Source organism: Chitinophagaceae bacterium (assembly GCA_016717285.1).
Taxonomy (GTDB): Bacteria; Bacteroidota; Bacteroidia; order Chitinophagales; family UBA10324; genus JACCZZ01.
In genome coordinates this window covers 1,358,156-1,382,173 of the sequence record JADKFU010000005.1, presented here as the reverse complement: position 1 = coordinate 1,382,173, position 24,018 = coordinate 1,358,156, and the positions used below count along the sequence as shown (strand labels likewise).

At 41.3% G+C, this 24,018-nt stretch carries 18 protein-coding genes; 3 read left to right on the top strand and 15 right to left on the bottom strand.

Annotated elements, in window-relative coordinates; translation table 11 throughout:
• From IPO83_15490 to IPO83_15475, 4 genes are all read right to left on the bottom strand, one after another.
• A complete protein-coding gene (locus IPO83_15490; protein MBK9732657.1) occupies positions 1 to 1,131 on the bottom strand; it encodes a bifunctional 3-deoxy-7-phosphoheptulonate synthase/chorismate mutase type II in 1,131 nt (376 codons plus the stop codon).
• Positions 1,128 to 1,967: a prephenate dehydratase gene (locus IPO83_15485; GenBank protein ID MBK9732656.1), complete on the bottom strand. Its 840-nt coding sequence runs from the start codon at positions 1,965 to 1,967 to the stop codon at positions 1,128 to 1,130. Before IPO83_15485 ends, IPO83_15490 begins: the two co-directional genes overlap by 4 nt.
• A 283-nt stretch (positions 1,968 to 2,250) precedes the next feature.
• A complete protein-coding gene (locus tag IPO83_15480; protein ID MBK9732655.1) occupies positions 2,251 to 3,978 on the bottom strand; it encodes a M28 family peptidase in 1,728 nt (575 codons plus the stop codon).
• Positions 3,979 to 4,048: 70 nt separating this feature from the next.
• Positions 4,049 to 5,899, bottom strand: a complete 1,851-nt coding sequence (locus IPO83_15475; protein ID MBK9732654.1) for a T9SS type A sorting domain-containing protein — start codon at positions 5,897 to 5,899, stop codon at positions 4,049 to 4,051.
• Between the two features lie 230 nt (positions 5,900 to 6,129).
• Here IPO83_15475 and IPO83_15470 point away from each other — a divergent pair, with 230 nt between their 5' ends.
• Both IPO83_15470 and IPO83_15465 read left to right on the top strand, forming a co-directional pair.
• Positions 6,130 to 6,996: an ABC transporter ATP-binding protein gene (locus IPO83_15470; protein MBK9732653.1), complete on the top strand. Its 867-nt coding sequence runs from the start codon at positions 6,130 to 6,132 to the stop codon at positions 6,994 to 6,996.
• A gap of 92 nt (positions 6,997 to 7,088) precedes the next feature.
• On the top strand, positions 7,089 to 10,679 hold the full coding sequence (locus IPO83_15465) for a hypothetical protein (protein MBK9732652.1): 3,591 nt from the start codon (positions 7,089 to 7,091) through the stop codon (positions 10,677 to 10,679).
• Between the two features lie 126 nt (positions 10,680 to 10,805).
• Here the strand turns inward: IPO83_15465 and IPO83_15460 are convergent, their stop codons facing one another.
• Together IPO83_15460 and tsaE are read right to left on the bottom strand one after the other, a co-directional pair.
• Positions 10,806 to 12,035 carry an alanine dehydrogenase gene (locus IPO83_15460; GenBank protein ID MBK9732651.1) on the bottom strand — a complete coding sequence of 410 codons (1,230 nt, stop codon included), beginning with the start codon at positions 12,033 to 12,035 and terminating at the stop codon, positions 10,806 to 10,808.
• Positions 12,032 to 12,451, bottom strand: a complete 420-nt coding sequence (tsaE, locus tag IPO83_15455) for a tRNA (adenosine(37)-N6)-threonylcarbamoyltransferase complex ATPase subunit type 1 TsaE (GenBank protein ID MBK9732650.1) — start codon at positions 12,449 to 12,451, stop codon at positions 12,032 to 12,034. Before tsaE ends, IPO83_15460 begins: the two co-directional genes overlap by 4 nt.
• A gap of 444 nt (positions 12,452 to 12,895) precedes the next feature.
• On the opposite strand from tsaE, the gene IPO83_15450 reads away from it, so the two are divergent.
• Complete coding sequence (locus tag IPO83_15450; protein ID MBK9732649.1) at positions 12,896 to 13,228, top strand: GIY-YIG nuclease family protein; 333 nt, start codon at positions 12,896 to 12,898, stop codon at positions 13,226 to 13,228.
• A gap of 99 nt (positions 13,229 to 13,327) precedes the next feature.
• Here IPO83_15450 and ugpC read toward each other — a convergent pair whose 3' ends face one another.
• The 9 genes from ugpC to IPO83_15405 form a co-directional block, all read right to left on the bottom strand.
• Positions 13,328 to 14,446: a sn-glycerol-3-phosphate ABC transporter ATP-binding protein UgpC gene (ugpC, locus tag IPO83_15445; GenBank protein ID MBK9732648.1), complete on the bottom strand. Its 1,119-nt coding sequence runs from the start codon at positions 14,444 to 14,446 to the stop codon at positions 13,328 to 13,330.
• 14 nt (positions 14,447 to 14,460) lie between these two features.
• On the bottom strand, positions 14,461 to 15,612 hold the full coding sequence (locus IPO83_15440) for a glycosidase (protein ID MBK9732647.1): 1,152 nt from the start codon (positions 15,610 to 15,612) through the stop codon (positions 14,461 to 14,463).
• A 34-nt stretch (positions 15,613 to 15,646) separates the two neighbouring features.
• Positions 15,647 to 16,954: a hypothetical protein gene (locus tag IPO83_15435; protein MBK9732646.1), complete on the bottom strand. Its 1,308-nt coding sequence runs from the start codon at positions 16,952 to 16,954 to the stop codon at positions 15,647 to 15,649.
• A gap of 10 nt (positions 16,955 to 16,964) precedes the next feature.
• The gene (locus IPO83_15430) at positions 16,965 to 18,392 is read right to left on the bottom strand and encodes a glycoside hydrolase family 130 protein (protein ID MBK9732645.1); all 1,428 of its coding nucleotides are present in this window, start codon (positions 18,390 to 18,392) and stop codon (positions 16,965 to 16,967) included.
• Positions 18,393 to 18,413: 21 nt separating this feature from the next.
• Positions 18,414 to 19,241, bottom strand: a complete 828-nt coding sequence (locus IPO83_15425) for a carbohydrate ABC transporter permease (protein MBK9732644.1) — start codon at positions 19,239 to 19,241, stop codon at positions 18,414 to 18,416.
• Positions 19,242 to 19,288: 47 nt separating this feature from the next.
• Positions 19,289 to 20,194: a sugar ABC transporter permease gene (locus tag IPO83_15420; protein MBK9732643.1), complete on the bottom strand. Its 906-nt coding sequence runs from the start codon at positions 20,192 to 20,194 to the stop codon at positions 19,289 to 19,291.
• Between the two features lie 2 nt (positions 20,195 to 20,196).
• Entirely contained in the window at positions 20,197 to 21,321 is a 1,125-nt protein-coding gene (locus IPO83_15415) for a Gfo/Idh/MocA family oxidoreductase (protein ID MBK9732642.1), read from the bottom strand.
• 138 nt (positions 21,322 to 21,459) lie between these two features.
• Positions 21,460 to 22,770, bottom strand: coding sequence for an extracellular solute-binding protein (locus IPO83_15410; GenBank protein MBK9732641.1), 1,311 nt, complete (start codon positions 22,768 to 22,770; stop codon positions 21,460 to 21,462).
• A 147-nt stretch (positions 22,771 to 22,917) separates the two neighbouring features.
• Positions 22,918 to 23,985, bottom strand: coding sequence for a LamG domain-containing protein (locus IPO83_15405; GenBank protein ID MBK9732640.1), 1,068 nt, complete (start codon positions 23,983 to 23,985; stop codon positions 22,918 to 22,920).
• Positions 23,986 to 24,018 lie beyond the last annotated feature (33 nt).

Below are 24,018 nucleotides of genomic sequence, written 5' to 3'. Positions count from 1 at the left end.
TTACGCCTGCGAACCAACAGCCTGCTGTTCCTTCTTCTTCGCCAGATTCATCACTTCCACCTGAGTGCGGATGGATTCATCATGTATCTGAACGTAGAGCGCTTTTACAAACTCACGATTGAGTCCCATCGTTTCGCCGAGGTCGAGCACTTTCTTCAAAATTTCTTCCCAACGACTCACCTGGAAAACGATCACATTGTTATCACGTTTCCAATCACCGATTTCTTTCGATAGCAACATCCGCGAAGCAAGTGTCTGTAACAAATCTTCATCAACGGAATTAATTTTCTCGCGTAACTCCTGCAGCTTCGATTTGTTTTCTTCCACTACATCAGTCCGGATGATGAGGTTAGAGATGATTTCAAATAAACGATCCGGAGTGATCTGTTGACGTGCATCACTCAAAGCTCGCAAAGGATCATTATGAGTTTCAATGATCAGACCATCGTAATGCAGGTCCATTGCTTTTTGAGCGACATAAGCAGTAAGGTGCGTGTTTCCGCAGATGTGACTTGGGTCGCAGATCATAGGCAATTCAGGGCACATGGTTTTTAATTCCAATGCAAGTTCCCATTGCGGCTGATTGCGGTACATCGTAACTTCATAACTATGAAAACCACGGTGAATCGTCGCCATCTTTTTTATACCAGCACGGTTGATGCGTTCCAATGCGCCGATCCACAATTGAAGATCAGGATAAGCAGGATTTTTCACCAATACCGGAACATCCACCCCTTTTAATGCGCTGGCCAATTCCGTTACAGAAAATGGATTCGCTGTTGTGCGCGCGCCAATCCAGAGAATATCAATTCCGGCCTTCAATGCTTTTTCTATGTGCATCGGATTGGCAACTTCTGTTGCCAGCATTGCGCCGGTTTCTTCCTTCACGCGTTTCATCCAGTCGAGGCCAATTACACCAATGCCTTCGAACATACCCGGACGTGTACGTGGCTTCCAGATACCTGCACGAAAAACAAACTTATCGAAGTGCTGCTTAATTCCTCTTGCTGTCTTCAGCATCTGGTCTTCAGACTCCGCGCTGCACGGTCCTGCTATCAGAATGGGTTTTTTGTCAAAGGGCAACCATTCACTGGTTGGAATGAGGTCAAGATCTAATTTTTTTGTGCTCATAGTTTTGCTGTTACAAATTTTCCTTTACGGTATTCTCCTAAAATTGAAAGATTAAAAGTTTTCTTCAACACCTTGGTAATCGCTGTTTCATAGTCTTCATATTTCGTCCATTCCAGATCAACCAGGAATGTATATTCGTTAGGTCTCCCCACAATCGGTACAGATTGAATCTTGGTAAGATTGATCCAGTAATCACCCAATATGTCCACCACCTTTTTTAAGTTGCGTGGTGAATTATCCAATTGAAAACTTATTGATGCTTTGTTGGCTCCGGAAATTTTAATGTTCTTATCAGAAAGAACCAAAAACCTTGTATAATTTCTTTTATGCGTTTCGATGTTTGAATTAAGAATCGTCATACCATAACGCTCTGCGGCCGCATCACCTGCAATCACCGCTGTGTTGTGCAACTGCTGGTCCCGCACATTTCTTGCACACTCTGCGGTATCGTTTAATGCCATTACTTTCTTACCAGGAAATCGCAGCAGGAACTCATCGCACTGGCGAATCGCCATCGGATGTGAATGAATGAATTCTATTTCATCAATCTTAACACCGTTCAAACCCATCAGGTGCAATTCAATCTGCAGATAGACTTCGCCAATCACACGCAGCCGGTAGTCAGTGATAAACTGATAATTGGTAAGAATAGTACCGGCCGTGGAATTCTCAATCGCCATCACACAGTAATCAGCTTCTCCATTTACCATCTTCTCACAGGAACTGCGGAATGAATTGGCTTCAATGATGTCGATATTGCGTCCGAAAAATTTTTGCGCGGCCACATCATGAAAAGATGCTGCTATGCCCTGTATGGAAACTTTTTTTCTACGCATGTTATCGCTCTTACGTATTCGTTAGCGACAAAGTTATACGAAAATGCATGTAATAAACTATTTTTTTTCGCTGAAACCCATACGGGATAAGGGTTTTAGCTAACAAGGGTTAGTTAGGGGAATGGAGATTAGGAATTAAGAATTAAGAATTAGGAATTAGGAAGTTCCTGTCATTCTGAGTGAAGAGAAGAATCTATCCAGTAAAAAGCAAGCGCATTTTATGCTGAGCAATTCCGCCTGTCATTCTGAGCGAAGCGAAGAATCTCCACTCCCAAACAAATCCTCAATTTTTAAATATAACCTTCCTGCTTTCTGTCAGCATTCCATCTATCACCAATTGATACATATAAGTTCCATGTGCATTATAGCCATGATGATAGAGCACTTCATTGATTCCCTTATTCAGTTTGAAAGGAAGTTCTTTCAGCAAATTTCCATTGGTGTCAATAATCCTGATCACAGCGGTGTTATAGGGTATTGGATGAAGCACATTCACGGTAATAATGATTGCCTCATCAGAAGGATTGGGAAAAGCGGGCAATAACTGAATGCTTTTTTTTGAATCCGGATCACTGATGGACGTAATAGTGCCTGCAATTTCTCCACTGAATAAACTTTCTATTCCATTGCTATCTACTGTTGCTACACTCAGGTAATAGGTATTTGGTGCCGGAAGATTTAAACTTGCAATTGAAGTGTTGATAGTATAAACAGAATCCCAGTCATAAGTCAGTGAACGCACTCCAACACGGTATTGCGGATACGTTTGATCTGCATTAATTTCCACTGATATCACATTACCGGCAACATCAATTCCAAATGTGGGTGTCTTAGGTCCAATGGCAGCCATCGCTGCACCAATTCCATTAATAAGCGCATTTCTTTTGAGGTAATTAAAATCAACCAAAAAACTATCAATAGCATTGTCGCCATCTGTATCATAACCCAGCACATCACGGGAAGTATGCTGGTTATCAGCATAGCCAACTGCCGTCACATTTGCATTACCATTTTCGTTGGCTGATGTAAATCGCATGGCAGTGTATCCATGTTCCCTGAATGGAATGTGATCACCTCCTCTTCCGGTACGGTCTTCACCCGTCATTACAGAAATAGTCATAGGAACTGATGCAAGCTCCAGCAATTGCTCCTTGTATTGCAATTTGATAAACCGCACCAATCCTTTATGCGGCGAATTAAAACCACCATAAGAAAACAGCCTCACCTGCGTACTGTCAATGTCACCAAACGGAGAGCAGCTTGGTGGTGATGAAGTTTCTCCACATAATATTCCACCCACAATATCATTGTTGAGCACTGCCTTCACAGGAATATTTTGCTGCTGTACATAATCGGCAAACGCTTCTGATCCATACAGCCCCTGTTCTTCTGCAATGTTTGCAAGAAATACTATTGTCCGGCTGTAACTAAATTTACTCATCACTCTCGCCAGTTCAATCACCAGTGCTGTTCCGCTTCCATTGTCGTCACTGCCCTGCGCAAGGCAAGCGGTATCACACAATATTTCACAACGGCTGTCTAAATGTGATTCAATGATGATGATGGAATGATCAGCTGTATCAAGTCCGGGCAGAACGGCAAAAACATTTCTGTGCTGACCGACATTACAGATTGAAAGATCAAACTGAAGATACGAAGGCAGGAGTCGGTTATAATTCCCGGCACTGAATTGTTGAAATTTATGATATACCCATCTTCTTGCAGCGCCGATTCCTTTTACATTCGAAATTGTATCTGATCCTGAATTGCGGTTTTGAAATGACCCTAAATATTCGAGATATTCATGCAGTGAATCAGCATTGATCTGATCATTTAATCCTGTTGAAATTGTATCCGGATCATTCAGTAGTACAGGTGGAAAATAATCTGCCGGATTGTAATTCCCCATCATTACCTGTTCAGCCATTGCATTGGTTGAGATAATATTGGTTTGAGCGAAAACGGTATGAACAAACAGGAGGCAACATGCAAGTGAGAAAGATTTTTCCATAGCACCTGAATTTTATGAAAGTTACTCTAATCAGTCAGGAATTAATTACGCGAAGCACTTTTAAGCTTTTTCAAAGCTTTATCACCTTCTGTGTTGTAATAACTATTCCATTCGTGGAGATGAGCAGAAAATAAGTTCCCGCTGTCAGTGGATCCGTAGCAAATGCAAATTCATTTTTACCGGCAAGCACTCTTTCCTGCATGAGCGTTTTAATCTTCCTTCCATTGATATCCAGCAATTCAAATACACAGTTTGCTGAATGCTCCAGCTTAAATGCAATGGTTACTTTTTCTCCGAAAGGATTTGGAAATACATTTACGCCCTTACTGCTTTCATATATTTCATTCACGCCGGTTGGCGGCGGATCCAATGCGATCTCTGCAATCCAGGTGGAAATTTTATGGATAGTGGTTCCATATGAACCATTCACCCACACTTTTCCGGGATCATCATACCGACGTTGCGCTCCTGAATAATCTCCCCATCGTTCAGTTCCGGGAATAACAGAAACAAAGGACTGCCCATTCTTCACATTCTTCAATGATGAATAGCTTCCTTCACCATCAGAAGCAATAACAGAATAGCCGGGAAAAAGATTGATCGCGCTTCTCATTACCACAATGATGGAAGAGTTATCCTGATCACTTAATCCATTGTAGGCAAGATTTGGATAACCATAATGAATCGTATCATCGGATAAAATCTTTAATGTTAAAGAAGGTGCGGATTGCACATTATTAATAACCCCATGATATATTGCTGCTGTGGCTAACGCAGTATCAGTAGTGTTTCCTACCAACTGAATTCTGTCATTTTCATAAAACGCTCCGAGCACGCGCGAATCGTTAGTGGCAAGATCACCGCCTGATGATTGTTTTCCATCAATAGGAATAAAGTAGGAAATATCCGACTTCAAAACTTCGCTGGTAAGCTCTTGTGAAGATGCACCAATGGTATCCGTAAGATGTACAAGAAAAAAAGTATCATTCACAACATCAAGATTCCGTTCACTCAGGAAATAAATATCAGGACCGTATAAAGTGCTGCCGCCTTTCACCGGACAAAGGTTCCTGATCTTTCTTCCATTGAATGAAACATCATCATGAAGTTGCACTGAGAGCGATGCGCCCTCGTAACCTTTGAATTTATTTACCTGCCAGATCACGCTGCGAACCCAACCTGTTTGCCACGGTTCATCGTTGTGAAGATGATTGACGGTAACAAACAATTCATTATTGGTGAGAGCGATAATCGGATAATCACTCCATAATGTATCATTGAGCGGATTGCCGGGTAACTCATAAAAATTCCAGTTTGCGCCAGGATAATCAGTTTGAGAAAATGCAACAATTATACTTGAAGTCGCATCGGTAAATCCTGCCAGAAACACAGCTACAAATTTATTTTCAAGAGGGTCATAAATGACTTTTGGATCATACTTGTCATTCGTATTTCCTAATGAAGCAGAAAATGCATCCAATGAAATATAACTGATGGTGGTGTCAGTGTTCAGATCATACATGAAGATCGTGGAATTCATTACTGAAACCACGTAACCGGAATTTGAAACGGCAATGTCGTTATCGTTGGGAACAGAATTATTGTAAAGGTTGCCCTGGAAATTGCGCCATACAAACGGAGTGTCCGGAACATCTCTTATGGTTGATGGAAGTGTTGCAGCTTGTTTTTTCTTACGGATCATTTCTTCCAGCAACTCTTTTCTTTCTTCCAGTAGTTTTCCGTCCTGAAATTCATCTTCAACTTCCTTTTCTAGATTTATCAGTCCCGGATTCCAGTCTTCCTGAATATCGCTTACCTTTTGCGAAGCGCTTAAAGGAATATTAAAGAGACGCTGCTGAGCGACAGCGCAATTGTCAATGATAACCAACACTAAAAATGAAAGCGGTAAAAAGTACTTCATTAACCACATTTAAAAAGTCGCCGTAAAATAAATCAATTAATGGTTTGAATCAACATGAATTTACAAACACATTGAGTGCATGATAAGACATCCTCCTTTTAATATTACAAAAAATCATTTTTAACAATGCTCATCGATAAATTGAACGCCTTCATCTAAATAAAATAACATCTGTAACTTTTCTACCTTCTTTTACCTCTCATTCTTTATCATTGTAAAAAAACCAAATCATGGAGCTTTCCATTCAAGGCTTGTCGAAAACCTATTCCAACGGAGTTATTGCCCTAAACGATGTTACACTTACCATTCCAACAGGAATGTATGGATTGCTGGGTCCAAATGGAGCTGGTAAATCCACGCTCATGCGCACCATTGCAACCCTACAGGATGCAGACAGTGGGAGTATTCACCTGGAAGGCATTGATGTTTTAAAAGATAAAATGGCGGTTCGCAAAATACTCGGATATCTTCCACAGGAATTCGGTGTCTATCCCAAAGTTTCCGCGCAGGATATGCTGGCTCATATCGCTGTACTGAAAGGATTGACAGTGGGCAGAAAAGAACTGGTGCAGTCGCTGCTGCAAAAAGTGAATTTATATGACGACCGCAAAAAATCATTGAGTGGTTTTTCAGGTGGCATGAAGCAACGGTTTGGTATTGCGCAAGCATTGCTTGGGGATCCGAAGCTGATTATTGTGGATGAACCCACTGCGGGACTGGATCCCGGAGAGCGCAACCGGTTTTATAATTTACTTTCCGAAATCGGTGAAAACAGGATCGTGATTCTTTCCACCCACATTGTGGATGATGTAAAAGAATTGTGTTCCAACATGGCGATTATTGACAAAGGAACTTTACTCTATTCAGGTTCGCCGAATGATGCACTGCTTTCGCTATCCAATAAAATATGGACCAGGTATATTTCAAAATCAGAGATACAGGAGTTCATGAATCGTTACCGTGTGATTTCAACGCGCATGGTAAGTGGAAAACCTTTGATTCATGTATTCAATACCGATGATCCCGGAGATGGATTCTCACCCGTTGAAGCGGACCTCGAAGATGTTTTCTTTTCACGCATTGCAGGATTAAACTGATTTGGCTGTTGCTGAATTACTTTTTAATAACGCTGCAAATTAAGTCCTGCACTTTTAACTATCTCTGAATTTTCTCACCCTCACACGCTAATATGTTCTGGAACATTTTCCGCTTTGAAATAAGATACTGGCTGAAGCAGCCAATGGTGTTCATTTTTTTATTCGTCAACGCGCTGCTGATATTTGGTGCCACGAGCAGTGATTCAGTGCAGGTGGGAGGCTCAGTTGGGAACGTAAACAAGAACGCTCCATTTGTTGTTGAAAATTTTTACGCAGTCATGTCGATCATCAGCTTGCTGATGGTGACTGCCTTTCTGAATGTAGCAGCAGCACGGGATTTTAATTTTAACACCCATCAGATCATTTTTTCTACACCATTAAAAAAAATCAGTTTTCTGCTGGGCCGGTTTTGTGGTGCTGTCTTCGTTTCTATTATTCCTTTCTTAGGTGTTTCTGTTGGAAATATTTTAGGGGTGCTGATGCCGTGGGTTGATCCTGCACGTGTTGGTCCAACATTTATAGATGGCCACCTGATGGGGCTGATTGTATTTATCATTCCGAACATCCTGTTCGCAGGCGCATTTATTTTTGCGATTGCAGCACTTACCAGAAGTACGATTTATTCATTCATAGCTACTATTCTTTTACTGGTAGGTTATGGAATTGCCAATGGACTCGTAAGAGATTTAAAGAATGAATATTTAGGTACACTCATCGATCCATTCGGCATCCGCACATTTTCTGTTGCCACTAAATACTGGACAGTGGCAGATAAGAATTCAATGTCACTCGGATTAACAGGTATCATGCTTGTGAACAGGCTGATCTGGCTGGCAGCAGCGGCAGCCATACTGACATTTACTTTTGCAAGATTTTCATTCACAGAAAAATCACGCAGAAAAAAACGCGCAGCGCCAGCAGTAAAAGAACTTCGTCCTTCCTACGGCATGTTTCAGAAATTGCCCGCAACTTCATTTTCAAATGCCGCTTCACAGCAATTCAAACAATTCATCAACCAGGTAAGACTCGATTTCTTCGGCATTTTGAAAAGTACAGCATTCATAGTCATCATTCTTGCAGGCATCATCAACATGGCTTCTTCCATGGCTTTTGTAACTGATTCTGGTTATGGAAATAAATCCTTTCCGGTTACGTATACCATTATTGACAGCATACGCGGAACATTGTATCTCTTTCTGATTGCCATCATCACTTTTTACACAGGGGTATTGGTATGGAAAGAACGCGATGCAAAAGTGAACGACATCTATGATGCATTGCCGTTTGCAAAATGGATATCTCCCATTTCCAAGTTGATTTCCATGATTTTAATTGTCGGGGTAATACTGCTCGTCGCTTTGATTACTGGCGTTGTTACGCAAACATTGTATGGATTTCATGATTATAAACCAGGTGAATATTTTATTGAATTGCTCGTGCTTGATCTGCTGTTCTTCTGCTTCCTGATCGCACTTTCGCTTTTTATTCATACGATCGTTAACAACCGTTACATTGCATACTTCCTTTTCATTGCATTTATAATTGCCAATCTGTTTGCGTGGTCGTCGATAGATGTAGTTTCCAATATGGTTATTTTCGGAAGTATTCCCAACCATACTTATTCTGATATGAATGGATTAAATCCGTATACACAAGGCCTTGCCTGGTTTAATCTGTACTGGTTTCTTTTTTCGGGTTTGCTTGTGATGTGCGTAGTGGCTTTCTGGATGCGAGGGAAAGAAACGGCTTTTAAAAACAGGTGGAATGCTGCAAGAGCTTCTTTTAAGGGAAGTTACCAATGGATCACCTTCACGTTACTAATAACATGGATATTTTCAGCGGGATTTGTTTTTTACAACACAAAAGTGCTCAATCACTACAACACACCAAGAGCACAGGAAATTTCGCAGGCGGAATATGAAAGACTTTACAAGAAATATGAAAACATTAATCAGCCGCGGATAACGGATATTCATTATCAAATCGATCTTTATCCTGAAGCACGCAATCTGCACGTAGTGACCGATGCAATTGCATGGAATGCCGGAGGCAAAGCAATAGACTCCATTCATTTTTCAATGGTTGATGGATTTGATATTGTAATTGATTTGCCTGATGCCACAGTCGTTCTTGACGACAAAAATCATCTGTATCGGATCTATCAATTGAAACAACCATTACAGCCTGGTGACAGCCTGCCCATAAAAATAACTTCAGATTATCTAAGCAAAGGCTTTGAGAACAATGTGCGCTTTACGCAGATCGTTGCCAATGGTTCCTTTTTCAACAATGCGGATGTACTCCCACAGATCGGTTATCAGTCAGGTAACGAAATAGCCGATAAAAACCGTCGCAAGAAATGCAAGTTGCCTGAACGGGAACGCATGCCCGCTCTCGTACGCAACTGTAGCGATGCCTGTATGAACACTTACCTGAGTAACAGCTCTGATTGGGTGAATGTAGAAACCGTAATGAGCACATCGAAAGACCAGATTGCTGTAGCTCCGGGTTCTTTATTGAAAGAATGGACAGCAGGTGACCGTCATTATTTCCACTATAAGCTGGATCATAAATCAATGAACTTTTACTCCTTTATTTCTGCCCGTTATGAAGTGAAACGCGATAAGTATAAAGACATTGATGTGGAAGTTTATTATACCAAAGGTCATGAATACAACGTAGACAAAATGGTCAGCTCACTGAAAAATTCACTGAAATATTACACTGAAAACTTCGGACCCTATTATCACCACCAGGCACGCATCATTGAATTCCCGCGATATGCTTCTTTCGCACAGGCCTTTCCCGGAACCATGCCTTATTCAGAAAGTATCGGCTTCATCGCAAATCTTGAAGACCCTGAAGACATTGATATGGTTTATTACGTAGTGGCGCATGAAGTTGGACATCAATGGTGGGCCCACCAGGTGATTGGTGCCAACATGCAGGGCGCAACACTGTTGTCAGAAACCATGGCACAATATTCTGCACTCATGGTAATGGAAGATATGTACGGTAAAGAACAGATGCATAAATTTTTAAAGTATGAAATGGATCGTTATCTCCGTTCTCGTGGTGCCGAAACAATTAAAGAAACTCCTTTAATGAAAGTGGAAGAACAGGGATACATTCATTACCGGAAAGGAAGTGTAGTGATGTATTATCTGAAAGAAATGATTGGTGAAGACAGCATCAACTTCGCATTGAAAAACATGATAGACTCCTTCGCTTACAGGAATCCTCCTTATCCTAATTCCTATCAACTGGTGGAGCGGTTTGAAAAAGAAACACCTGACTCCCTGAAATACATTATTAAAGATCTTTTTTACGACATGACCATTTTTAATAACCGAACCCTGGATGCATCCTATAAAAAATTGCCGGACGGTAAATTTGAAGTCACGATGAATGTGCAATCCGAAAAATACAAAGCTGATTCGCTGGGGAAAGAAACAAAGGTTCCCATCAACGACTGGATCGAAATCGGAGCGCTGGCAGTTCCTGAAGAAGGCAAAAAAACCGGGAAGCAGTTATACAGTGAAAAAGTAAAAGTGGCAGCGGATAAAAACACTTACCTATTTACAGTTGATCAACAACCGGATAAAGCAGGGATTGATCCTAATTATTACCTGATTGACAGGATGCCGGATGATAATCTGAAAGACGTAGACGAGAAGAAATAATTTAATGAGGAACCAGGGTGGTAAGTCCTTAGTCCGGAGTCGTTAGTCCTTAGTCGTTAGTAGTCTTTAGTCTTATTGCTAAATTCTATGATGTACGTCCCAAATTAATTCCTAATTCCTAATTCTCTACATTCCTGAAGCAAAAAGCAAATTCAAATCCGTACTCTTCATGTTGAACTTTTCGCTCAGATGGCGATTGGTAAGTGTTCCTTTATAAACATATACTCCATTGCGGATGTGAGGATGCACGCTCATCAGCTTATCAAACCCACCCAACTCACTTGCCTCGAGCAGCATGGTGGTTAATACATTACTGATAGCTTGTGAAGCAGTTCTTGGAACGCGAGAGGGAATATTGGGCACACAATAATGAATGATGTCAAATTTCTTGAAGATCGGATTGGTATGCGTCGTAACTTCCGATGTTTCGAAACAACCTCCCTGATCAATACTTACATCAACAATCACTGAGCCGGGACGCATGTGCGACACCATATCTTCGGTAACAATTATGGGTGCACGACCTGATTTTGAATGCACTGCTCCCACCGCTACATCGGCTCGCGCCAAAGCCTTTGCCAGTACGTCCTGCCGGATAATAGAAGTGAACACCCTTGCGCCAATATTGCGTTGAAGTCGTTTTAATTTATAAATAGAGTTGTCGAATATTTTTACTTCAGCACCTAATGCAATGGCTGTACGCGCGGCATTTTCACCAACCGTTCCTGCACCAAGTATCACCACATTTGCAGGAGGAACACCGGCAATGCCACCTAATAAAATTCCTTTACCATGATTAAGATTACTCAATAATTCCGCGGCAATTAAAATGGCGGTGCTACCCGCAATCTCACTCATGCTTCCAACAATTGGAAAGGAGCCGGATTCATCCTGTATGTATTCGTAAGCAAGTGCAATCACTTTTTTCTGAAGTAACAATTCCAGATAGTGCTCTGTGACAGTTGGAAGATGAATGGGTGAAATAATAATCTGGTTAGGATGTAACATATGAATCTCCTGCTCGGAAAGCGGAGCAACCTTCAATATGATATGCGCATTAAAAATTTCCTTTGCATGGTATGCGATCCCCGCCCCGCATTCGGAATATTCTGTATCAGAAATATGTGAACCTTCACCTGCTTTGGATTCCACAATAATCCGGTGATCATGTCCAACCAATATCGAAACAGCACCGGGAGTAAGTGCAACCCTGTTTTCCTGGAAATGACGCTCTTTCGGGATACCAACAAAAAGTTGATCCTGTTTCCGGGGTACCTCCAGCAGCGATTCCTGTGGAGCCAGACCAATTCCGGATTTCAGTTCTTCCGGCAGTTTTATTTTTTTCTCATCACTCATGGCAGTGTTATCGTCAAAATTCTTTGTTGATCTTCAGTTACCGTTATGCTGATATGGACAGTTTCCACCGGAAGCAATGGTTCAATTAATTGTGGCCACTCAACAAAACAATATTCATTTCCCGAAAGATACTCTTCAATTCCGATTGCAAGGGCTTCATCGATGGTTTGCAGGCGAAAGAGATCAAGGTGAAAAATTATTCCGGCGCCGGCGTATTCATTTACGATTGCAAAAGTAGGACTTGAAATATGTTCCTGCACTCCTAATTGATTACACAATGCAGCAATGATTGTTGTTTTGCCGCTTCCCATTTCCCCTAAAAATGCGAAAATTTTACTGCCTGCACAAGACGACAAAATCTGCTGCGCAACCTCCGGGAGTTGTTTCAAAGAAGCAATTTTGATTTGATTCTTCATGAAGTGAAGCTATGAAAAAGATGGAAGGAAGAGGTGCTTCATTCGCAATATTTGTAATCCTGAGTTTATGTTTGTCATTCTAAGCGCAGCGAAGAATCTATATACGATAAAAAAATTGTTATTCTCAACAACAGGTTTTCATTCTGACCACAACGAAGAATCTATGCACAATAGCGAATTTGTCGATCTGATTAACAGGTTTGTCATTCTGAGCGTAGCGAAGAATCTACACCAACAATCAATTGGTCATGCTGAGCATACGTTTGTCATTCTGTGGAGTGTAAAAAATCTACCCGACCATAAAAAATTATTACTTTGTTCACCGAAGAATTTATAATACACAAAATATTTGTCATTCTGTGCCTCATGTTCGTCATTCTGAGCGCGGCGAAGAATCTATAATATCCGAATTATTGCACGTCTATAAAATCCATATTCAATTTAATGAAAGACTACCATTTTTATGTATACCTCCTCACCAACTACAAGAAGACAGTTCTCTACACCGGCGTTACCAATGATTTAGCAGAACGTATTCTTAGTCATTTTGAAAACAGAGGCAAGCCAAAAACATTTACCGGCAGGTACCATGTCTTTTACTTGCTTTACTATGAGCACTTTCAGCATGTAGATAACGCTATTGCACGCGAGAAAGAAATCAAAGGATGGACAAGAAAAAAGAAAGAGGATTTGATACGGACGATGAATCCGCAATTCCGTTTTTTAAATAAAGAATTGTTCGAGGAATGGCCGCCTGTGGATGATAATTTAGGTTAAGGGCAGATTCTTCGCTTCGCTCAGAATGACAAATACTTTCTCCGAAAGACAGATGCCTGCTCAGCATAACAAGTTTATATCAGAATGCTACGGGCAAAACTATTTTATAACCATTCCTGAAACGGCATCCATGAATACGAGTTTATCCAGCCCGAACTTTACCCCGGTTTTCTCTCCTATCGCTACAGATTCATTGGGTGGCCTCCCTGCAATAAGTGTCTGATCAGCTAAAGAAAGATACACCAACTGTTCATTGCCCATATTTTCATACGCTGTTATTTCAAGCACACAATCGCTCATTTGATCTTGATCTTCAGCACCTGTTAAAAGAATGTGTTCAGGCCTGATCCCGATCACCACTTGCTTGCCCGTATAATTTTTTAATGACGCAGAGACATCAGGCAGTGATAATTTAAATTTTGCTGCCTGGTGTATAAAACAAAAACCTTCCTGCTGTTCAATAGTGCCGCTCATAAAATTCATGGTAGGTGATCCTATAAACCCTGCAACAAACTTGTTGTCGGGCTCCTTGTATAAATGCATCGGCGTATCCAGTTGCATCAGTCTTCCTTTATTCAGCACGGCAATTCTGTTGCCCAGCGTCATGGCTTCTGTCTGATCATGCGTTACATAAATCATTGTTGCATTGATTTCATGATGCAGCTTTTGCAATTCAATCCGCATCTGGCTTCTCAGTTTTGCATCCAGGTTACTGAGTGGTTCATCAAACAAAAAAACCTTCGGCCGCCTGATGATTGCTCTTCCGATAGCTACGCGTTGTCGCTGCCCTCCGGAAAGTGTTTTTGGTTTACGCTCCAGCACTCCTTCCATCTCCAGCAATTTTGCTGTATGCATCACTCTTTCTCTAATTTCTTCCTTCCGCATTTTTTTCAGCTTCAGACCAAATGCCATGTTTTCATACACAGTCATGTGTGGATACAAAGCATAATTTTGGAAAACCATAGCGATGTCACGGTTGCTCGGATCGAGGTCATTGATTTTTTTTCCATCAATCGAAAGTGTTCCTTCGCTGATGTCTTCAAGACCGGCAATCATTCTCAGCAATGTAGATTTGCCACAGCCTGAAGGACCTACAATCACCATGAATTCCTTGTCTTTCACTGTAAATGAGATATCGTCGATGGCCTTTGATGGCGCTTCATTCTTTTTACTACCGGGATAAATTTTTGAAAGGTGCTCCAATGTTACTTCTGCCATGATCTCTGATTTAGTTACTGCTCAAGCGAAAAATATTCTTTTAAAATATGGGTAATGCGACAGGCAAGATCCAATTCACCAGAAACAATAATATAATCATTACCATGTGCGACAATGCCGGTTGTAAAAACAACATGCTGTAAATACGCCTGGTGTTGAATATCAATGGTCAGGTTTTCATTTGCCTCCAGCAATGGTGTTATGTCTTCAAGCCTAAGAACTTTTAAAGGATCATTACGATCCATCAATGCCCAAAATGTTCTATATACTCCTACTGCGCCACCACTCTGTTGCACGCCATGGTACAGGATCAACCAGCCATCTTTGGTAAGAATAGGTGGTGTACCTCCTCCAATTTTTTCGTTAGACAAAGAAGCGCGCCTTGCGCGGATGAATGGCTGATTCATTGGTTTCCAATGCAAAAGATCCGGCGAAGTGGCCATGTGTATGGCAGCGCCGGGATGATACAGCGAACCCGGCGATGAAGCAAAATAACATTCACCCATAGGACGGGTCAAGGCAAAATATTTTTTGCCGATAGTTCCTTCAAATAAAAGCATGTCTTTATTCTGATGGTCGAGCACAACGCCCATGCAGTTGTAATTTAATCCATCTTCCGATGCATATAACATTGTTGAATGCCGTTCACTGCTTACACAGCAGACGGTCATGTAATATCGCCCATCAATCAATGAAATTCTCGGATCTTCTATGCCATATTCCTGGCTTGCAAATTCAGGCGCGATAATTTTATCGTAGTGAATCATTTCAACCCTGCTGCCATCGGCATTTAATTCAACCGGCAAAAGCCACGATAATGAAGTCAACGCATACACCGGAAATCCATATGCCTTAATGCTGAACTTACGCGGATCAACCCGCACAACGTCCTGCAATGGCCAACTGTCTGTCGTATAATTTCCTGAAGCCTCCCAACGAATACAATGCGCTTTGTCATTTACAACAGGATCTGTAAGTGCTTCTGCAATTCTCACCATCATCAGCAGATTCCCATTGGATAAACGACACAAACCAGGATTAAAAGCACCCAGCACAAATGTTTTTTCTTTCAATCCGTTTCGAAGCGGTGAACGAGACAGATCAACATCATCCGGCTTGAATATCAAGCGATCTGATTTTATATGTGCATGCTGATTCTGTTGCATCGTTTACATTTTCTTATCCGAAATCAATCAGTGACTACTTCTTATACTTTTCAAAAGCTGCTTTTACTGCAGGATGATTTTCCACCTGTTGCATGGTAAACAAGGCTTCAATGGTTGATTCTGCGCCCGAGTTATAATTTACACTTCCCGGTGCTGAAATTCCATCGTAACCCCTGCCGGTTGCAACATCATACATGTTGGCATTCTCATTATTTGCTCCGGCAAACCATGCGGCCAGGTGCCCTGCAATATCGGCATACTTGTCCAACCCTGTAATGTTATATGCTTCAACCGCTGCGAAAACCATTGGTGTAACACCATATGCAATTTGTTCATAGGCAGCACCACTGAGCTTCTGATACACTTCTCCGTTTTTAGCAAGCACAGCAGTTGATTGATAACCATTCTGCAAAATCCAGGGATAAAAATTATCTACTTCCATCAAGGCCTTGTCAGTGTATTGTGCATCATTCAAAAAAGCACCTGCCTTCAGCAAAGCATACGCTTGCACATTCGCATAAGCATGCCATGTATTTTCCCAGCTTAAAAAACTTCCATACGGATAGTGCGTGGCATCTCCTGCCTGCATCAGCACAATTCCATCCGCCAGCTTTTTTATGTAATCAGTGATGACCTGATCTCCGTTTGTTTTCGAATACATTATCAGGCCTAAAATCAACAATGCCGATTGATCTGTTGCACTTCCCGACGGCAACCATTCAGGGACAGTAATTCCATTCACAAGCTTTGTTGTTTCAGGAAGATTTACCATGTCAGCTTTTATCTGTGCTACCAGCTTGCTAATTGAAGTATTCATCTCGTTATAGAGCTGCACATCAATATTTTGAATCAATGGAGCACATTCAGTAAGTGCAACAAGCGCTCTCCACGACCACCAGTTTTCACCGTTGGAACTGGTAGCACCAAATTTGTTAATCAGTCCACTCGTAAACAAAAAATTATAGAAGTATCCATTGTCGGATTGCATTTCTAAAATGAAATGTAATAAATGAATGGCTTTGTTTTGAAGTGCTGTATCTGTAGCGAATTTTTCGCTTCGAACATAAACCTGCACTGCTCTTGCAACATCATCAACGCAGGTAAACCCCTCTCCTGCAGCTTCAACCGGATGGTAGTCCGGAGCTTCGGCATAAATATAAATACCAGCAGCATTAACGCCTGTTGAAAAAGTAACGGGAGTATACAAATAATTAAGGTGGTTCAGATTGACCAATGCAGTATTTACAGTTGGAGGCGGCTCACCTTCGCCGGGTTTATCACATGCTGCGGCAATGAGGTTGATCAGCAGGAAATAAAAAACGTAACGCATCTTTATGTTCATAGTTGGAATTTTAAGGTTTCATCTCATTCAGCAATTCATTCAATTCAATTGTTACGAATGCAGTTGCTGCATCAGATACTGCATAGGGAATAATCAGCTTGCTGCCATGTAACATCAATCCACAGGTGTACACCACATTTGGAACATAGCCTTCACGTTCTGCTTCATCAGCGATCAGCAATGGCTCGTATAATCTCTTGATTACAATGGAAGGATCGTACAGGTCAAGAAGTATTGCACCTATTACATACGTTCTCAAAGCACCAACACCATGCGTAAGCAATAACCATCCCTCACTTGTTTTTACAGGTGAGCCGCAATTACCTGACTGTACTATTTCCCAGTGGAAACGAGGTTCCAGCAACAATCTGTACTCATCCCATCTGTATAAGTCATCAGTATACATGATGTTCATTACTTCACCACCTTGCCTGGAGATCATCACGTATTTGCCGTTTATCTTTTCAGGAAACAAAGCCATTCCTTTATCACTAATTGCATCACCATATAATTTTCTTATTTGGAAAATGTCAAAGTCTTTGGTTTGGATCATTTGCGTCTGAATCCTGTGACCGTTGTAAGCAGTATACGTTCCATAATAGGTGGTTTCATCATTGTCTGTAAATTTCACAAACCGCACATCTTCCATGCCCATGCTTTCGGCCTTCCCACCTGGGAAAATTACTTTTTCATTCAATGGTAATGCTGCAGATGAATGCAGTTCATAATTGCTATCCAGTATATTTTCAATAATTGATATACTGTTTTCTACCGCTAAATCCTTCGCTGCTATGCTGGATAATACTTCCATCGCCACTGCTGCAGTAAATTGTTCTGGTAGCATTTCAAGAACACTGCTTTTAAATTCAGGAAATGCCCCTGCACATTTCAACACAAAGGCTTTGCTGTATAACGCATCTGCATTCTTCTCCAAACGGGTGGCGAATAAAGCCGGATTATCAAGAACTACATTTCCATTTTCATCAACAATACCGCTCTTAAAAGCAATGGAAGAAATATGGCCTTCACCGGTGGCCCGCAGACTCATCACAAAACGTTGTTGCCCTTTGCTTAACTGCGATTGATCAGGATGAGCAACGATAGAAGGGTTGAAGAGTGCAGCCGCCTGAATGGAATATTCCTTCGTAAAAAAAGAACCCAGTAACAATTTTCTATTTGCTGAAAAATGATCCAGGCTTTTTCCAAATTGTTTTTCCGTCCGGTCGAAATGCTGCTTAAATATTTCATTAATGTTTCTGTGACGTGATGAAAAATCAGCCGCAACTTTTAAAAGCAATCCATTCACTTCCTCTTCAGAAAACTTTTCCAGCCGATTGATCACATGGTGAATACGCTCACTTCCCGGCAGACTCAAATACTGGAGAATGACTGCCTTTGGTGACGCAAACAATTGTACAGGACTCTTTGTAATCTTCATAGCTGATCAAAGTCTTTTTAATTAATCTTTCATGCCGGTTGAGGCCATGCTTTGTATGAAATGTTTTTGAAAAAACAGGAAGGCAATCATTACAGGTAATGCAAGCAAGACCGCTGCGGAAATTTTCACGCCCAATTGCGAGTCGGCTCTACCTCCCACCGCGAACAAGGTTACTAATTGTGGCATGGTCATTAGTTGCTCATTGCGAATCACAATCAATGGCCACAGTACTTCATTCCAGGAACCAATGAAAGTGAGGATGGCAACCGTCACCAATGTTGGTTTGATATTGGGCCACAGGATACGGAAGATGATCTGCAATTCATTACAACCATCCAGCCTTGCCGCGTCAATCAAAGCCTGCGGTAATCCCTGGAAGGCCTGCCTGAACATTAAAATCGCGAAAGCGCTTACGCCGAACGGAATGATCAATGCAGCATACGTGTCAACCAACCGGAGATTCACCATTGTGATATAATTCGGAATGAGTGTGATTTGAAACGGCAGCGACATGGTGAATACAATCACGTAAAAGATCAACTGACGACCTTTGAATTTCAATTTAGCAAGTGCATAACCAACCATTGAACCTGTCACCAGCACGATACCTGTTGTAATTACCGCAATCAGCAGACTGTTGAACAGGGAACGTTCAATTGGAATCTTGCTCATCATAGTGATGAAGTTTGACCAGGTTGGTTTTGTGGGCAAGAAACTCAGTTTGCCGATTTCACTCTCAGGCGAAAAGGAAGCTCCAATCATCCAGATAAAAGGATAAATAAAAGTAAGAGCGGCTATTCCCAAAGCAGCATACAGGAGAAAAGTCCCAATGGATTTATTCTTTTGCATCACCGTTTGATTGTTGTTTATTCTTCCAATTCATATGCGCTGATTTTTTAATCTTCCCTCTCAATGTATTTCTTCTGCAACACTACCACAGTCATTATCATAATAGCATAGAAAAAACCAAGTGTTGAAGAATAACCCATGTTATAAAATTGAAACGCCTGCTTGTAGATGTAAAGAACCGCTGACAATGTTTGATTCATGGGTCCGCCACCGGTCATGACGTATGGCTCGATGAAAAGTGAAAATCCTCCTATCGTTGATAATATTACCACCATAAAAATGGTCGGATTGATCATCGGCAACGTGATATGATAAAATTGCTGCCAGCGGTTGGCGCCTTCCAGCTTCGCAGCTTCATAATATTGCGGCGGAACCGTTTGTAATCCCACCAGAAAAAGGATCACATACAATCCAACATTCTTCCACGTAGCCATAATAGCAATGGAATAAATGGCCACATCAGGATTCACCAACCACCCAACTTTGGGGAGCCCGATATCGGTAATCAACCTATTGATCAATCCTGAATCATAACCCAATAATTGTTGCCACAATATGGTAATTACAACACCGGAAACAATCACCGGCATAAAGAAAGAAGCCCTGAAAAATGCAATTGCTTTGATTTGTTGGTTGAGCAGGTAAGCGAGAAAAAGGGAAACAATGAGTTGCAAAGGAATGTGCAGCAATAAAAATTTCAAAGTGTTGCCAATTGCTTTCCAGAATAAACGGTCATTGAATAACCGCACATAATTATCAATACCGATAAAATGCATCGGGCCAATGATGTTCCATTTATTGAACGTGAGGAAGAAGCAGAAGAAAACAGGAAAGAATACAAAGACAATAACGTTGAGTATATAAGGCGACACGAGCAGATACGGAAGCAACTTTTTTCGCGAAACCGAAAACTGTCTCCTGCTTTTTTTGATGGTGACTGATTCTTCCGACATGTTCAGTTCTTTGTTTCTTTAGACAATCGTTGTGCAGTCTCCGCCATTTTCAATGATTGTAGTGCATTCCGTTCAGCAATTACACGTACATGATTTTTATTTACGATCCACTTCCATTGATCCGTAATCATTGCCGTTAGCATTTGCCGGTAACGGTCCTGCTTTTCCATTTCATTTCCATAATGAATAGTAACATGATGATCAAACAAAACCTCCTGAAATCTGCCACGGGTCAATTGCACTTCCGGATAATCAGCATCCTGCTGCTCGATCTTTGCACCTTCCAATTGGTTTTGAAGAATTTCAAGGTGATGATGGAGCAACAATCCGTGCAATTTGATCTTCACCGGGATCCATCCATACAAGGTAATCTCTCCCCGCTCAAACTGCAACCGCATCTCCTGCCGGTCCAGTATTTTAGGTTGATCGAAGCCATGATAAAAATTAACGATTCCATCCTGGTAAAGAACAGTGGCCTGCACGCGATCGGTTATCTTTTTACCTACACCAGGTCGCTGCAGTGCTATTGCATTCACTACTTTTCCTTCATCCAACCAACCTTCAAACAGATCGAAGAAATGAACAGCATGTTCTATAAATATACCTCCACTTTTTTCTTCGTCCCAAAACCAATGCTTTGGACCCAGGTTTTCATCGCTTGCATAGTTTTCAAAAAAACCATGGAGAAAATTTCCAAGCATTTTTTTGTCACAAATCATTTTCACTGTTTCAAATAAAGGATTGTAGCGTTGCATGAGGTTCACTACATACAGCAGTTGTAACTGCGCTGCTAAAACTGCCAGTTCTTCTGCTTGTTCAGCATGCAATGCTGCAGGCTTCTCGCAGATCACATGCTTACCAGCCATCAATGCAAGTTTCGATTGCTGAAAATGCAGATAAGGTGGCGTTGCAATATAAATGAGTTCAATCCTGCTGTCTTTCAGAAACAATGCATAATCAGCATAAACCGATGCATTAAATTTTGTTCCGAATTCATTTGCAGCACTTTCATTAGTGTCTGAAACAGCCACAATGCTAATGCCTGGCACATTCAAAAATGCTACAGCAGCAAAATGTGCGAAGCCGCCTGCGCCAACGATTCCGATATGTAATGCTTTATCAGGCAAGGAAAAATTTGAAGGTTTGAAAGTTTGAAATGTTTGAAGGGTTTGAAGGGTTTAGATTGTTTATTCGGTCCCTGAATGTTGAAACAAAAATGGTTGCGTCCATTGACTATAAGCTTGACGTAACAATCGCTTCATCAACTAATTCTTAACGGCAATTTCATTATCTCCTAACAAAACATTTACCGCCCTTTCAGCATCTGCTATGGCCTGTTCCGGTGTTTTTTTTCCAAACACTACACAGGTTTCATATTCCTGTGAAATGATGTCGAGGACTTCCACAATCACTTCACAATTATCAACTCCTTTTAAATACGGCAACTGCTTCGCGAAAGTTATCAGCATTGGATTCTTGCTGAAGTAATTGCTGTAGTACGGATCAGTTTGCAGGTTCTTTCGCCGTGGCAATTGTCCGGTTATCTCCAGTAATTGCAGATCACCTTCCTTATCCACCATGGTCTCGATAAAGTCCCATGCAATTTGCGGATGCGTACAGGTATTGAACACTACCATATTCTTTGGGTCAGCATAGGTATGAACCGGACCTTCATGATCGTCAGGAACGATGGGTTCATAAAAATCAAAACCGAAATGTCTGTCTGGCAAACTATTTAAATAAGAAATTTCCCAGGGACCTGTCCATTTTGTAACGATCTGCTCCGCAACAAAAGGATCACTTGCCGCCGCAAGGTTTTCTCTGGAAAAATAGCCATCACTATACAAGCTTTGCAGAAAACGAAAAACCTCCACTGCATATCTGTTATTGAATGCTGCTTTGTTGTTTATAATTAATGGTGCCCCATTTGAAGCTGCAAGATAGAGCGGGTAAAAATTAAAAAGTCGCTGGTACCAGATTGCTTTTACTTCGGTATAACCAAACCATTGTCCGGTTAATCCTTTCGCTGCGTTGTTGTTTTTATAAACTTTAGCTGCGTTGCGGTAGCTGCTGTAAGTTCTCGGAAGTTCATCAATTCCGTTTTCACGCAGCAGGTCTTTGTTATAAATTGTAAGGAAGGGATTTACTTTCCATGGAACCTGGTAGATATGTCCGTCTGAACTGGTAATTTCTTTTATCACGTCACTGTCACAACGTTCATTCATAAATTCCCAAAAACCGTTCAGCGTATCCAGTGCAATCAAAGCACCTGCACGTGCATACATTTCTACATTTCCCTGCCACATATTGGCATAGATGTCAGGTGTTGTTTTACCTACCACAGCGGCAAGTATCACTTCTTCACTTGAATTTCCTTCAGGAACAGGTTGAATGTGAACCGGACTTTCAGCATGAAGCGTATTCCAGCTTGTTGTCCATTGTGTTCCAAATGCAATTTCCCGTGGATTATTGGAGCACCAGAAAAGCAATTCCTTTTTCTTTTCTTCCTGAGAACTACAGGCGTTCAAAGAAAAAAAAACAAGCAATAACAAGCAGGCACGAATGGAACAATGCATAGGAATTTATTCAACCGGAAGTTCTCCGTTAATAAATCAGGCACTTCTATTTTAAAAACACCGGAATCAATTTCATTTTTATTTGGAGAAGAAAAAAACCCTGCAGTTTGAAACTACTGCAGGGTTCATAATGGTATCAGGAAAAAATTACAACGTCTTTTGATTGTTGTAAATAGTAGTTACCTGAGGGCCATCCAATGTGATGTTGTAGAACATCACATCATCAATGTTTCCGGTAAAGAATCCACCCCATGCAACCTGGAAGTCTCCGTCAACAGTTTCGTATTTGTCTGTCGGCAAATCCTGTCCTATGGTGAAATTTATTGGTGTACCAAGTCCGATAGCGTTTCCGGGAGTATTGGTCCATGATTTAACAAGGTCGCCATTGATGTAGAAATTCATATTGCCGCCACCAAAGGTTACTACAACATGGTACCAAACATCATTGTCTAAAACTGCTACTTCATCATCACGATCATAGTATGCTGTATCAACACCATTCACGGCCTTCACAGTCATGAATATTTTGTTAGCGCTTTGATATTGAAGTTTATAGCCGTTCCAGCGGTTTAAAGCCGTCAGCGTATAAGTGTCAGGATTGATAAGTCTTGCAACGCCTGATTTGTTACACCATAAGCTGATAGACATTTGTGGTGGATTAAGCGCGGAAGTGTAAGGCACTTCAATGTTTCCGCCACCGTCAAAATGGTAACACATATTTGCGCGACCGAAACGATCTGTGGTAAGAGAAGGTGTTCCTGCACCATAATAAACGTGACCGGTTTTAACGGTTCCGTTGTTGCCATGTCCCGAAGAATCGTTCGGATTGCCATTGAATTTCCAGAAACCGATGAGGTTGTCAGGTGAAATTTCGGTAATCAGATTCGATTGGTACGTAGCAATTCCTGCCTCCAACTGTGCGCATGCATTGGTAATAGCTTCCTGTGTTGCGTTTGCATCTGCCTGAACTCCTTTTGCCGCATCAATCACCGTTCCGAAAGCTGTTTTTGATCCAACTACATACTGTCCGGGTTTTGTACCTTCTACAGTTGAATTGTACAAAGCGTCTGCTTCTGTAATATTCGCATTAAGACATGTCTTGTCGGTAACTACTGCAGGATCATCCTTTTTGCAGGAAGTGAAGACGACTGCCAGTAACATGCTGAAAAATAATGTGGTCGCAATTAATTTAAAAGGTTTCATTGATGGTCTCATGTTTTTTTGATTTGTTTAATTGTTAAAAATAAA

Excerpts from the sequence above, each read along its gene's own strand:
- IPO83_15460 (MBK9732651.1), bottom strand. The coding sequence starts at position 12,035 with ATGAGTGATGAGAAAAAAATAAAACTGCCGGAAGAACTGAAATCCGGA.
- IPO83_15480 (MBK9732655.1), bottom strand. The coding sequence starts at position 3,978 with ATGGAAAAATCTTTCTCACTTGCATGTTGCCTCCTGTTTGTTCATACC.
- IPO83_15465 (MBK9732652.1), top strand. The coding sequence starts at position 7,089 with ATGTTCTGGAACATTTTCCGCTTTGAAATAAGATACTGGCTGAAGCAG.
- IPO83_15470 (MBK9732653.1), top strand. The coding sequence starts at position 6,130 with ATGGAGCTTTCCATTCAAGGCTTGTCGAAAACCTATTCCAACGGAGTT.
- IPO83_15475 (MBK9732654.1), bottom strand. The coding sequence starts at position 5,899 with ATGAAGTACTTTTTACCGCTTTCATTTTTAGTGTTGGTTATCATTGAC.
- IPO83_15430 (MBK9732645.1), bottom strand. The coding sequence starts at position 18,392 with ATGAAGATTACAAAGAGTCCTGTACAATTGTTTGCGTCACCAAAGGCA.
- IPO83_15450 (MBK9732649.1), top strand. The coding sequence starts at position 12,896 with ATGAAAGACTACCATTTTTATGTATACCTCCTCACCAACTACAAGAAG.
- IPO83_15410 (MBK9732641.1), bottom strand. The coding sequence starts at position 22,770 with ATGCATTGTTCCATTCGTGCCTGCTTGTTATTGCTTGTTTTTTTTTCT.
- IPO83_15485 (MBK9732656.1), bottom strand. The coding sequence starts at position 1,967 with ATGCGTAGAAAAAAAGTTTCCATACAGGGCATAGCAGCATCTTTTCAT.
- IPO83_15435 (MBK9732646.1), bottom strand. The coding sequence starts at position 16,954 with ATGAACATAAAGATGCGTTACGTTTTTTATTTCCTGCTGATCAACCTC.
- IPO83_15440 (MBK9732647.1), bottom strand. The coding sequence starts at position 15,612 with ATGCAACAGAATCAGCATGCACATATAAAATCAGATCGCTTGATATTC.
- tsaE (MBK9732650.1), bottom strand. The coding sequence starts at position 12,451 with ATGAAGAATCAAATCAAAATTGCTTCTTTGAAACAACTCCCGGAGGTT.
- ugpC (MBK9732648.1), bottom strand. The coding sequence starts at position 14,446 with ATGGCAGAAGTAACATTGGAGCACCTTTCAAAAATTTATCCCGGTAGT.
- IPO83_15405 (MBK9732640.1), bottom strand. The coding sequence starts at position 23,985 with ATGAGACCATCAATGAAACCTTTTAAATTAATTGCGACCACATTATTT.
- IPO83_15425 (MBK9732644.1), bottom strand. The coding sequence starts at position 19,241 with ATGCAAAAGAATAAATCCATTGGGACTTTTCTCCTGTATGCTGCTTTG.
- IPO83_15490 (MBK9732657.1), bottom strand. The coding sequence starts at position 1,131 with ATGAGCACAAAAAAATTAGATCTTGACCTCATTCCAACCAGTGAATGG.
- IPO83_15420 (MBK9732643.1), bottom strand. The coding sequence starts at position 20,194 with ATGTCGGAAGAATCAGTCACCATCAAAAAAAGCAGGAGACAGTTTTCG.